Raw genomic sequence first — 11977 nt, 5'->3', positions numbered from 1 at the left:
AATTCTATAGTTTTGCAACTGATACGGTGTCGCCAGCTTCTAAGTGAAGGGCTTTTGCAAGCTCACTTGAAAGGGTAATTGTATCGACATCACACGGTAGATTAATTTGTGTCACTGTGGCTCTAAAGTCAGTCAGTTTATCATTAGCGAGCATCACGGTGGTGTCGCCTTGGCTTTGACCTATTTCGACCTGCACCTTTCTTGAATTACGAATCGTAGCGATATTATCCACTTTAGCTTCAACCGTAGGACCCGCATCGAAAATGTCAACGTAGCCGTTAAAAGTGAAACCTTCACTCTTCAACAGCTCAATAGCTGGGCGAGTATTATCATGCACATGACCAATAACAGCTTGCGCATCTTTGCTTAATAGATTCACGTAAATTGGGTATTTAGGCATTAACTCGGCAATAAATACTTTTTGACCTATTCCCGTCAGGTAATCGGCTGTTGGAAAATCCATTGAGAAAAAGTGCTCTTCAAGCCATTGCCAAAATGGGCTTTCGCCATTCTCGTTTGACACACCACGCATTTCTGCAATAACAGTTTCAGCAAAACGTTCTTTATGTTGATTAATAAACATAAAACGTGCTTTTGATAGTAATTTACCATTGTTATTTTTGCGGTAACCATCTCTCAAAAACAATGTACATAGCTCTGTTGCACCGGTGTAATCATTACATAGCGTTAAGATATCAACGGCTTTATAAACGTTAAGTGTACGCGATGAATGAATCGCTTTACTTAAATGATAATGATAAAACGCGTCATCTAAACCCACGGCGGCTTCGATGGCTGAAGTACCCACTACTTCGCCTGTTTCGCTATCTTCAAGAACAAACAGGTAACCTTCATCACCAGGCTGCTGGGCTACTTTTGCAAATGAGCTCAGTGAATGATCGATTTTCTTTTGTAACAACTCTTCATTATTAGGCAAAGATGTAAAACCATGCCCTGATTCATGGGCAATTTTAAGTAATGCTGGGTAATCACTTTGCTGGATTGGGCGAAGGATCATCATGAGTCCGCTTGCTCCCTTATAAATAACGGTAAATTATGAACGCGGGCAAGCAGTGCTTGCCCTGATATGTCAGTTGAATGATTAGCCGTTAACGACTTTAGCAACTGCTTTTTCGAAACGAGCCATACCTTCGCGGATATCAGCGTCAGGGATAACAAGTGAAGGAGTAAAGCGAACAACATCTGCACCCGCTACTAATGACATGACGCCTTCTTCGGTCCCTGCCACTAAAAACTCTTTTGCACGGCCTTTGAATTGCTCAGTAACCACTGCACCCAGTAGTAGACCTTCGCCACGAATTTCACTAAATACGTTGTACTTGTCGTTGATTGCAGTTAATAGTTCGCGGAATAAAGCCGATTTTTCTTTAACGCCACTTAACACCTCTGGTGTATTCACCGTATCAAATGCAGCTTCTGCAACAGCACACGCAAGTGGGTTACCACCATAAGTAGAACCGTGTGTTCCTACTTTTAAGTGCTGAGCAATATCAGTTGTGGTGATCATTGCACCAATAGGAAAACCGCCACCTAACGCTTTAGCTGTGGTTAAGATATCAGGCGTGACATTTAAACCTTGATACGCATAAAGCTCACCAGTACGGCCGACACCTGTTTGTACTTCATCAAAAATTAACAGCGCATTGTGCTTAGTACACAGCTCACGTACACCTTTTACAAACTCTTTTGTTGGTGAAATGATCCCGCCTTCACCTTGTAGAGGTTCCATCATAACTGCACATGTATTGTCACTGATCAGTGCTTCGAAAGCCGCTAAATCATTGTAATCACAATGTACGATATCGCCCGGCTTAGGACCGAAGCCGTCTGAATAGGCAGCCTGACCACCTACTGTTACAGTAAAGAATGTACGACCGTGGAAACCTTTATTGAATGAGATAATTTGTGATTTTTGCTCACCAAAGTTATCAAGTGCAAAACGACGCGCAAGTTTTAATGCGGCTTCGTTTGCTTCTGCACCAGAGTTAGCAAAATAAACTTTTTCTGCGAACGTTGCATCGGTTAACTTTTTAGCTAAACGCAGTGCTGGCTCATTGGTCATCACATTTGATAGATGCCAGATTTTCTCGCCCTGCTCTTTTAATGCACTTACTAAGGCCGGGTGACAGTGGCCAAGGCAGTTAACAGCAATACCACCTGCAAAATCGATAAATTCACGACCTTCTTGGTCCCAAACTCGAGAGCCTTCGCCTCGCACAGGAATAACACTTGATGGTGCATAGTTAGGAACCATTACGTGATCAAATAATTCGCGATTGACTGTCATTTTATATCCTCTTTATCGTAAGCACACGCCATCTTAAGCGGCGCTATAAAGCTAAACTAAGCTATTTTACTAAGCTAATTGAGCTTAGAGTAAAATCACCTTAATTACTCTTTGGTTCAATTTTCATTCATCCATTATTTCAGAAAAAAATCCATCTGTCTCTTAGAAAACTTTCATGCAGCCCTTGAAAATAAAGGGTTTGAGATATTTTTTCATGGATAGTGAATAACTATTTGAGGGGTATTTTTTATACAAAATACACTTAAAAGGCGCGCTGCTAGCAAACCACGCATGGGCACGTTATCTAAATATTGCTATCGCTCAGCATTTACAATGAATGAATAGTCGCAAAAAAATTAACAATTATTTTAATTAATTTGGATATGGAAGTTCTCAAAGTTGCATTTTGCCAGTTCATCAAGCTCATTTTGTGTAAAACCATAATGCGTAAACCAGCGTTGAACTTCATCTTTCTCAACTAACTGATGTTCGTTCAAGCTTAAAAACTGCGCATAGCACCGTGCTTTTAAAATCACTTGGGTCAGAGGAAGGTATTCATCATTTTTAGCAAGGGGTGTCGTTAATTGCTGCAAAACGGCGTTAAACGGCAAATACCGAAATGCCATTTGCTCAATCACGGTGGCTGTCACTTTAAGTGACAATTTGCTTAATAACGAACTTAAAAATAAAGGATCGGGTTTTAACTCTAATAATGCAGTATGCAAATCTTTCTTTTGTTCTTCGCGCGCCATAGCCACCTTGCGTTGCCACACTCGCTCAAAAGTGCGCAAATAGAGCCTTACTAAGGCAATTTTCCCTACATCCAATAACATGCCTAAAGTAAACGCGTGTTCTTCATTAACGCCGTTTAGCTTTGCTATTTCTTGTGCTGCAATAGCGCATGCCATTGAATTATCTCGTAAGCGGCGCTTTAATAAAGGAAAGGGTTCTGTGCTGTGAGGCATCCAGTGACGTACTGCGAATGTCGGGACCACAAATTTCAGGTTATCAAGACCAATATAACGCAATGCGAGTAACGGGTTATCAACTTTAACGGAAGTGTGTTTACTGCGTTGCTGGCGATAGTATGGCAAATTAACAAACGCGACGAGCTCACGCCCAAGCCAGGTTAAATCTTTAATTAACGGCTCTAAGCGACCTACCGATGCTGAACGTGTCGCAAGAATATCTAAAATAGCGGGCACACTGTCTTGAATGCCAATGGTTTCATGTACCACTGAATCAATATCTTCCAGCTGCTTGTTCATCGCATTTTCAATCACTTGATGTAATTGCTGACTCGCTTGAGCACGATACTTATGGTGCGCTGTACTGCTTTTTTGGCGTTTCTTTTGCGCTGCAACTTCAACTTCTAATAAAGTTCGCTGCTCCATTTGCTCGCCATAATCAATTTCTAAAGTATGAATATAGCCAATCTGACGCTGTGCAAAACTGTGGCCAAGCAAAAGATCATGCGCACGCTCATTAAGCACCATCGCAGTCCTTTGTTGTCGGATTTCATCGGTCATTTGCACAGCAGTATTGTCGTTCATATTTGTAAATAATTAGCTTAAGATTAGAAGCGAGTTAAAAAGTTGGCAAGTAATTCAAGCCCTTGTTGCGTCAAAATTGCTTCAGGATGGAATTGCACACCTTCAAGTGCGAGATCCTTGTGCATTATTCCCATTATTTCATCAAAATGCGTATTGTGTTCGGTCCACGCTGTAATACTGAGCTCACTGGGAAGACTCTGTTTATCAACCACCAGCGAATGGTAACGACATACCGTCAATGGGTTGGCTAAGCCTTTAAAAACACCTTGGTTTGTATGGTGCACTAAGGAGGTTTTACCGTGCATAACCTGTCGTGCTCGTACGACCTCACCTCCCAATGCTTGCGCAATTGTTTGATGTCCCAAGCAGATACCTAAAATAGGCAGCTGCCCTTTAAACTCTTCAACCACTTGCAGCGAAATACCGGCTTCATTTGGTGAGCAAGGCCCAGGAGAAATGACAATATGTTCGGGCTTTAATTGCTTGATGTCGGCAACACTTATCTCATCGTTTCGTTTAACCAATACCTCTTGATCCAAGCGCTGAAAGTATTGCACTAGGTTGTAGGTAAACGAATCATAGTTGTCGATCATTAACAGCATTGCGTGTAACCCAAAATTACTCAGTCAAAATAATGAAGCGACATTTTACCCCAAGCGCCCAGAAATGTCGGCAAAAAACGGCTACTCAGAAACGAATAAGTGTGCAGAAAGTGCTGCTTTTTCTTGCTCATCTAACTTTTGCGAACATTTATTGGCAAAATCATACCGTACCAAGACCGTTTTACCCACCGCACAACATGTGCCTTGCTGCCACGCTTCTTGACGTAATACAAAGGAGCTTGAACCAATATGCTCAACACTCGTTTTTATCTCAACATCGTGGCCATAAAACAACTCTCCGACAAAGCTTACTTCAACCTTGGCTATAATCAATTTCCACTGATGTGGATTTAAATCCGGTGTAAAAAATCTAAAAATAGGCGCACGGGCGGCTTCAAACCACACGGGGAGTACGGTATTGTTGATATGCCCTAAGACATCCGTTTCGCTAAATCGGGGCGTGATTGATTCAATAAACATAGTAACCCTATAAAAAATATAAACTAAAGGTAGCTCATGACGGACTTTATTCGCGTATACGAAAACGCCCTTAGCAAAGAATTTTGCGATAATTTTATCACGGTATTTGAACAAAGCCCGCATTTAAAACAAGGCATTACCTCTGGTGGCGTTGATTTATCTAAAAAAGACAGCCGCGATTTATACCTAAATAATCACCCAGAATACGCCGAACAATTAAAACATATTCAACAAACCACCGCAGGGTACATCTTTAAGTATCTCGAAGAGCATATTTTTATGATGATTGGCGCGTTTGGATTAAAAGTCTATCACCCAAAAACCGGTCAACCCGTTGACTTAAACCAAGACAACTTTGAAGAAGTCGGCAAGCCGCAACTGCCTTTATTAGTCCAGCAAATTTTTAGAATGGGTAACATTCAGGCGCAAAAATACGATATCAATAAAGGGGGCTATCCATACTGGCACAGTGAGGTATACCCGCAAGTAGGTCATAACGAAGCGCTTCATCGCGTATTGTTGTTTATGTTTTACTTAAACGATGTAGAAGAAGGTGGTGAAACCGAATTTTACTATCAACAACGTAAAATATCGCCCAAGAAAGGAACCATGGTGGTGGCTCCTGGCTACTTTACCCATACTCACCGTGGCAATAAGCCTATCTCAAACGATAAGTATATTTTGACCTCGTGGATATTGTTTAATCGTGCCGAGCAAATTTACGGCCAACCACAGTCATAACGTTCAATAAGATAAGTGCGACACCCCTGTCGCACTTTTTAAGCAATCTGTCTAATCTGTCACGTTATTTCATCTACAACGGTAAATAGATTTGTGCACTTAAGCCACCTTCGGGGCGATTAAGCAACTGTACTTTTCCGCCATGCATATCAACAATACGTTTGATTATTGCCAGCCCTAAACCGCTACCTTCACTACCACGGGCAGCATCGCCTTGTTTAAACGGTTCAAACACGGTTTCAAGTTCACTCTCAGGAATACCTGGGCCTTGATCATTTACAACCACCATCGCGAATTTTTTATTGCTACTCAGGCGAGTTTCAACCTCAATATCACCCTGTGAATAACGTATCGCGTTTTCAATCATATTAGTGACAACACGTTTTATTGCCACCATGCTCACTGGTACATCATGAATACTGGGGTTTTCTTTAAAGGTGATGCTGCGATGATGCTTTTGCTCTGCTTCGACGACTTCTGCAACAAGCGCATTTAAATCTTCAAGCGCAAGCTCTTCGCGCTTGTGATGACGCAAGTACTCTATAAATTGGTCAATAATCGCATTCATATCTTCGATATCATGGATTATCCCTTCGCGAAGGTAGTCTTCATCATCTGACATCATTTCTGTGGCTAAACGAATGCGCGTAAGCGGCGTTCTAAGGTCATGAGATACCCCCGCCATTAGTAAACGACGGTCGTTTTCTAATGCCGCAATACCCCGAGACATCTGATTAAAAGCACGCGTTACTTCAATGACTTCGGTTGAGCCCTGCTCTTCGAGTTTGGTGGAGAAGTCGCCCACCCCCACTTTTACAGCAGCTTGTTGCAGTGCTTTTAAAGGACGGTTCAAGTGACGCGCAAACAACCAGCCACCTAGCACACTTAAAAAACCAATACTGGACAAGTAAAAAGTTAAAAATTTCAGGTTGTTTTCTTGCAAACCCGTTAAGGGTACGCGTACCCAATAACCAGGGGCTTGCGGTGCTTCAACCCAATATACAAGCGGATCCGTTTGGCTAATGCGCACACGTGCTGAACCATTCAACTCTTTAGACATGCTGCGCGAAAGCATTGAATATTCACGTGTTTCAGCCAGCCCTTCGCGCATTGCCTGGCGCTGGGTCATGACTTCTATCCCTGTTATTTCAAAGAACTTTTCAGAGGCTTCTTTGCTCACTTCAACGCCTTCTTCCCACTCGATAAACACTGTTTTAATTTGCTTAGCGAGGATCAGATTTACTTGCTCTATGGTTGGCTTTACAACATAAAAGCTGACCGTGATATATGACACGATCTGGTTGATTAAAAGCAACGCTGCGACTAAAAATACGGTTTGTCCAAATGCGCTTCGCGGAAACATGCCCATTATTGCTACTTTTCACCGTCTGGTACAAATACGTAGCCTAAGCCCCATACTGTTTGAATATAACGAGGATTAGCAGCGTCAACCTCAATCATGCGACGCAAACGCGAAACCTGTACGTCGATACTACGCTCAAGTGCGCTGTAGTCTCGGCCTCGCGCAAGGTTCATTAACTTATCACGACTTAACGGTTCACGCGGGTGTGTGACAAGCGCTTTTAATACCGCAAACTCACCACTGGTTAATGACATGGTGTTATCACCTTGCGTCATCTCACGCGTGGCTAAATTTAGTGTGAATTCACCAAAACTAATTTCGTTTTCCTCTGCAGCAGGCGCGCCTGGTACTTCTTTAGCGCGACGACGTAAAATCGCTTTAATGCGTGCCAATAGTTCGCGTGGGTTAAACGGTTTAGGAATATAGTCATCAGCACCGAGCTCAAGACCTATTATACGGTCTACTTCGTCACCTTTAGCTGTTAACATCACAATGGGTATATCGTTTTCTTTTTGTCGTAAACGGCGACAAATGGATAAACCGTCTTCGCCGGGTAACATTAAATCGAGTACGATTAAGTGGAAATTTTCACGCTCGAGTAAGCGATCCATCTGCTCTGAATTTGCTGCTGTACGAACAATAAACCCTTGCTCTACCAAATAACGTTCAAGCAAACTGCGTAAACGCATATCGTCATCAACAACTAATACCTTTGTCGTTTCGTGTCCCATAACTTTCATTCTTGTTGTAATGTGTTACTTGTTAATATAAATGAAAAACTTAAGAATAAAAATCGAATTGCACGCTTAGATTGTTACGGAACATTTCAAAATCCTACTCGACAAAGACAAAAGACTTTTATACCGTGCGGCAGGTTTTCTTGTGAGGCTAAGTAAAATGGCAAAAACAAATTTAATTACGCGTGAAGGTTATCAACAATTACAACAAGAACATGACTATTTGTGGCATGAGAAGCGTCCTGAAATTACCAAAATTGTCACGTGGGCAGCAAGCTTAGGTGACCGTTCTGAAAACGCCGATTATCAATTCAATAAACGTGTTTTACGACAAATAGATCGCCGCGTACGTTACCTAAGAAAACGTATGCCAGACCTAAAAATTGTTGACTACAATCCGCAACAAGCAGGCAAAGTATTTTTTGGCGCTTGGGTTGAAATTGAAAATGAACAAGGCGACATCAAACGATTTCGTATTGTGGGCCCAGACGAAATTTATGAGCGTAAAGATTATATTTCTATCGACGCACCTATGGCGCGTGCGCTATTGGGTAAAGAAGTGGATGACGAATTTTCGGTCATCACACCCGAAGGCACAAAAGAATGGTTCGTCAATGAAATAACTTACCCTAACGCACCCTAATTTATCTTTAAATATTCAGAAAACATTAATTAGTGATTGTCTACTCTAAAAATGTGTTCTATAACTAAAGAGACTCAAGACGCATTTAGTGCTTGAGGTTTTAGAAGGTAGTAAGTATGTCAAACCTAATACATCGCATCATGAGTAATGCCATTGTATTCGCACTTTTAATGAGTGCGAGTTTGATATCTTACGCCAATGACATTGAAAGCCACTCAGACAGTGTTACGCCAACCGCACATTTCATTGCGTGCGACAGTACAGACCCAGCCAATACAGATACTGACTTTGACAAACATACCCCTTCGCTGATTGCCAGTGCAGATCAACCACTGCCAGATGGCCGTGTTGCGGTGTATGTTAATCCTTGTTCTGTTATTTCTGTGTTCAGCGCGCATCAGCGAGGTCCCCCTGCTTTTTAATTAACTCAAAATTGTTTCAATTAAAGTTTTATTAAAATGTATGGTGATCAAAATGAATAATTTCAAAGAATTACGTCTACAAGACATTTCAAATGGCGCATTATCTAATGCTGTAAATGAAGTTGAGCCAACCCTAGACCTAACCTCTCCGGCGCTTAAAGTATTAAATAGCTTCACCAGTAAAGACCCGTTACGCGCTCATTACGACACAACGATTGTTAATGCGCTGAAACAAACTAGCAATCACTGTTCTGACTTTATCTTAGTAATTGATAGTGAAGATAAGTTACTGGGTATTACATCAAGTGCTGACCTGCAAAGCTCTAAGATTATGATGCTTGCACAGCGCTTAAACCTGCACCGTGACGAGATTACATTACACGATGTAATGACACCGCTTAGTAATTTAGCGGGTGCAAGCTTACAAAGCATTAGTTACGCATGCATTGGCGATGTACTACAAACAATGGAGCATCAAGGTATGATGTTCTTGCTAGTCACCAGTAAAGAGCATGAAATTTGTGGGCTAATTTCTGCGCGTCAAATTGCTAAAAAGTTACATATTCCTGTTAATATCAACCCCATTGCTAATAGCTTCAGTGAAGTGATGCAACACATCGATCACCCTCACTAAGTATTAAAATTTGCGTTGTGAAGAACTATTTCAGCGGGCCTTAAAAGCAGTGCTTTTAAGGCCTTCTTATTGTGATATTATTCAGGCAATTAATCTTCAGTTTTACTGATTTTCTATTTTTTAAAAAGGTTTATGCATGAGCAATATCTCTGCACGCTTAGCGACTGAGCTAAATGCCCAGCAACCACAAGTTGTTGCTGCAATCAAATTACTTGATGAAGGTGCCACAGTACCTTTTATCGCGCGTTATCGTAAAGAAGTAACGGGTGGCTTAGACGACACGCAACTGCGTTTACTTGAGCAACGCCTATCGTATTTACGTGAACTAGAAGAGCGCCGTAGCTTTATACTTGCCACGATTAAAGAGCAAGGAAAACTAACAACCGAGCTCAGTGCGGATATTAATAACGCGGACAGTAAAACGGAGCTTGAAGATTTATATCTGCCTTTCAAACCTAAGCGCCGTACCAAAGGGCAAATTGCAATTGAAGCAGGTATTGAACCACTTGCTGATGCCCTGTTTAATGATCCAAACTTAGACCCTGAACAACACGCCACTGACTACATCAATGCCGATGCTGGTTTTGCTGATACGAAAACAGTACTCGATGGGGCTAAGTTCATTTTAATGGAGCGCTTTGCTGAAGATGCTAAGTTGCTTGCAAAATTCCGCAGTCATATAAGTCAACATGGTCAAATTGAGAGCCGCGTTATTGCTGGCCAAGAAAATGATGGCGCAAAATACCGTGATTACTTTGAACACCAAGAGCCACTAAAAAAAGTGCCTTCTCACCGTGCTTTAGCCATGTTAAGAGCACGAAATGAAGGCGTATTGCAGCTCAATATTAACCCTGAACCCAGTGCTGAAAATCCGGCACAAATCTGCGCACAAATGATTGCCGATCATTATCGCTTAGATGTTAGCAACTCAGCAGCGAGTGCATGGTTAATGAGCGTAGTGCAGTGGGCGTGGAAAATTAAATTAAGCTTACATCTTGAAAATGAGTTTTTAGGGGCGATGCGCGAAAAAGCCGAAACCGGTGCCATTGACGTATTTGCAAAGAACTTAAAAGACTTATTAATGGCAGCTCCGGCTGGTCCTCGTACAACATTGGGCCTAGATCCAGGTTTACGTACGGGCTGTAAAATAGCTGTTGTAGACAGCACTGGTAAACTATTAACGACACAAACTATTTTTCCACATGCCCCTCAAAATCATTGGGAAAAATCACTGCGCACGCTTGAACAGTTATGTCGCCAGCATAAAGTTGAGTTAATCGCCATTGGTAATGGCACCGCATCTCGTGAATCAGACAAACTCGTCGCAGAGCTTATAAAAGCAAACAGCGAGCTTAACCTTAACAAAATTATGGTCAGTGAAGCTGGAGCATCTGTTTACTCTGCCTCTGAGTTTGCTGCGAATGAATTCCCCAATCTCGATGTATCGTTACGTGGTGCTGTTTCAATTGCACGTCGTTTACAAGACCCCCTTGCAGAGCTTGTTAAAATTGAACCTAAGTCAATTGGTGTGGGCCAATACCAACACGATGTGTCACAAAGTCAGTTGGGGCAAACTTTGACTTCGGTGGTTGAAGACTGTGTAAACTCTGTCGGTGTTGATTTAAATATGGCTTCAGTGCCGTTACTTACTCGTGTATCGGGTTTAAACAAAACTCTGGCACAGAACATTGTCAACTACCGTGATGCGAATGGCTCATTCAGCAAGCGTTCTGAGCTTAAAAAAGTAGAGCGTTTAGGGCCAAAAGCATTTGAACAAGCCGCGGGCTTCTTACGTATCACTAATGGTACAGACCCTCTTGATAAGTCATCAGTTCACCCTGAAGCCTACCCGATTGTTAAGCGTATTTGCGAAAAGAACAACCTGGATGTCAATAGCTTAATCGGTAACTCAGATATACTAAACAAGCTTGTTGCGAACGACTATATTGACGACAAATTTGGTTTACCAACCGTCACAGACATCATTAAAGAACTTGATAAGCCAGGCCGCGACCCGCGCCCTGAATTTAAAACGGCCGAGTTTAAAGCCGGTGTTGAAACAATTAACGATTTAAAACCGGGCATGATTCTAGAAGGTGTGGTGTCAAACGTAGCAAACTTTGGTGCCTTCGTTGATGTAGGTGTTCACCAAGACGGTTTGGTGCATATTTCTGCTATTACGAATAAGTTTATCTCAGATCCGCGTGAAGTAGTCAAAGCGGGTGACATCGTAAAAGTAAAAGTGCTTGAAGTGGATGCTGCTCGTAAACGTATTAGCTTTACCATGCGCTTAGACGATGATGTTGATACCAGCAATAAAGCGGCAACTACAAGCAAACCTGCCGCAGCTCAAAAAGTAAAAAACACGTCTAAACCAAAACGTGACTTTGGTAATGCAGCCATGGGCAATGCCTTTGCCGATGCCTTTGCCAACGCTAAAGTTAAAAAGTAGCCATTATATTAGGCTAATAAAAAACCGCGTAAGTTATGAAGC

General features: G+C 42.0%; 12 protein-coding genes. 5 read left to right on the top strand and 7 right to left on the bottom strand.

The annotated features are described in order from the left end of the window. Positions 1-4: 4 nt before the first annotated feature. The 5 genes from astA to BM378_RS11065 form a co-directional block, all read right to left on the bottom strand. Positions 5-1021: an arginine N-succinyltransferase gene (astA, locus tag BM378_RS11085; protein ID WP_036973377.1), complete on the bottom strand. Its 1017-nt coding sequence runs from the start codon at positions 1019-1021 to the stop codon at positions 5-7. An 81-nt stretch (positions 1022-1102) separates the two neighbouring features. Further along, positions 1103-2308 (bottom strand): aspartate aminotransferase family protein, encoded by a 1206-nt coding sequence (locus tag BM378_RS11080; RefSeq protein WP_036973379.1) that lies wholly within the window; start codon positions 2306-2308, stop codon positions 1103-1105. A gap of 368 nt (positions 2309-2676) precedes the next feature. After that, a complete protein-coding gene (locus BM378_RS11075; protein ID WP_036973752.1) occupies positions 2677-3837 on the bottom strand; it encodes an HDOD domain-containing protein in 1161 nt (386 codons plus the stop codon). A 47-nt stretch (positions 3838-3884) separates the two neighbouring features. After that, a complete protein-coding gene (locus BM378_RS11070; protein WP_036973380.1) occupies positions 3885-4463 on the bottom strand; it encodes an anthranilate synthase component II in 579 nt (192 codons plus the stop codon). An 81-nt stretch (positions 4464-4544) separates the two neighbouring features. Beyond that, a complete protein-coding gene (locus BM378_RS11065; RefSeq protein WP_036973381.1) occupies positions 4545-4943 on the bottom strand; it encodes an acyl-CoA thioesterase in 399 nt (132 codons plus the stop codon). Between the two features lie 36 nt (positions 4944-4979). Here BM378_RS11065 and BM378_RS11060 point away from each other — a divergent pair, with 36 nt between their 5' ends. Next, entirely contained in the window at positions 4980-5684 is a 705-nt protein-coding gene (locus BM378_RS11060) for a 2OG-Fe(II) oxygenase (RefSeq protein WP_065979402.1), read from the top strand. 73 nt (positions 5685-5757) lie between these two features. On the opposite strand, the gene envZ is transcribed toward BM378_RS11060, so the two are convergent. Next, positions 5758-7053 (bottom strand): two-component system sensor histidine kinase EnvZ, encoded by a 1296-nt coding sequence (gene envZ, locus BM378_RS11055; protein WP_036973383.1) that lies wholly within the window; start codon positions 7051-7053, stop codon positions 5758-5760. A gap of 5 nt (positions 7054-7058) precedes the next feature. After that, positions 7059-7778, bottom strand: coding sequence for an osmolarity response regulator transcription factor OmpR (gene ompR / locus BM378_RS11050; protein ID WP_036973384.1), 720 nt, complete (start codon positions 7776-7778; stop codon positions 7059-7061). Between the two features lie 166 nt (positions 7779-7944). On the opposite strand from ompR, the gene greB reads away from it, so the two are divergent. From greB to BM378_RS11030, 4 genes are all read left to right on the top strand, one after another. Then, a complete protein-coding gene (gene greB / locus BM378_RS11045) occupies positions 7945-8427 on the top strand; it encodes a transcription elongation factor GreB (protein WP_036973385.1) in 483 nt (160 codons plus the stop codon). A 116-nt stretch (positions 8428-8543) separates the two neighbouring features. Continuing rightward, on the top strand, positions 8544-8849 hold the full coding sequence (locus BM378_RS11040) for a hypothetical protein (RefSeq protein WP_065979403.1): 306 nt from the start codon (positions 8544-8546) through the stop codon (positions 8847-8849). 52 nt (positions 8850-8901) lie between these two features. Next, positions 8902-9483, top strand: coding sequence for a CBS domain-containing protein (locus BM378_RS11035; RefSeq protein ID WP_065979404.1), 582 nt, complete (start codon positions 8902-8904; stop codon positions 9481-9483). Between the two features lie 136 nt (positions 9484-9619). Then, positions 9620-11935, top strand: coding sequence for a Tex family protein (locus tag BM378_RS11030; RefSeq protein ID WP_065979405.1), 2316 nt, complete (start codon positions 9620-9622; stop codon positions 11933-11935). The last annotated feature ends 42 nt before the right edge of the window (positions 11936-11977 follow it).

This window comes from Pseudoalteromonas lipolytica, from assembly GCF_900116435.1.
In the GTDB taxonomy this organism is placed as follows: domain Bacteria; phylum Pseudomonadota; class Gammaproteobacteria; order Enterobacterales; family Alteromonadaceae; genus Pseudoalteromonas; species Pseudoalteromonas lipolytica.
The sequence above is the reverse complement of the archived record's forward strand: the minus strand, read 5'-3'. Positions and strand labels throughout refer to the sequence as shown.

Excerpts from the sequence above, each read along its gene's own strand:
- astA (WP_036973377.1), bottom strand. The coding sequence starts at position 1,021 with ATGATGATCCTTCGCCCAATCCAGCAAAGTGATTACCCAGCATTACTT.
- BM378_RS11080 (WP_036973379.1), bottom strand. The coding sequence starts at position 2,308 with ATGACAGTCAATCGCGAATTATTTGATCACGTAATGGTTCCTAACTAT.
- BM378_RS11075 (WP_036973752.1), bottom strand. The coding sequence starts at position 3,837 with ATGACCGATGAAATCCGACAACAAAGGACTGCGATGGTGCTTAATGAG.
- BM378_RS11070 (WP_036973380.1), bottom strand. The coding sequence starts at position 4,463 with ATGCTGTTAATGATCGACAACTATGATTCGTTTACCTACAACCTAGTG.
- BM378_RS11065 (WP_036973381.1), bottom strand. The coding sequence starts at position 4,943 with ATGTTTATTGAATCAATCACGCCCCGATTTAGCGAAACGGATGTCTTA.
- BM378_RS11060 (WP_065979402.1), top strand. The coding sequence starts at position 4,980 with ATGACGGACTTTATTCGCGTATACGAAAACGCCCTTAGCAAAGAATTT.
- envZ (WP_036973383.1), bottom strand. The coding sequence starts at position 7,053 with ATGGGCATGTTTCCGCGAAGCGCATTTGGACAAACCGTATTTTTAGTC.
- ompR (WP_036973384.1), bottom strand. The coding sequence starts at position 7,778 with ATGGGACACGAAACGACAAAGGTATTAGTTGTTGATGACGATATGCGT.
- greB (WP_036973385.1), top strand. The coding sequence starts at position 7,945 with ATGGCAAAAACAAATTTAATTACGCGTGAAGGTTATCAACAATTACAA.
- BM378_RS11040 (WP_065979403.1), top strand. The coding sequence starts at position 8,544 with ATGTCAAACCTAATACATCGCATCATGAGTAATGCCATTGTATTCGCA.
- BM378_RS11035 (WP_065979404.1), top strand. The coding sequence starts at position 8,902 with ATGAATAATTTCAAAGAATTACGTCTACAAGACATTTCAAATGGCGCA.
- BM378_RS11030 (WP_065979405.1), top strand. The coding sequence starts at position 9,620 with ATGAGCAATATCTCTGCACGCTTAGCGACTGAGCTAAATGCCCAGCAA.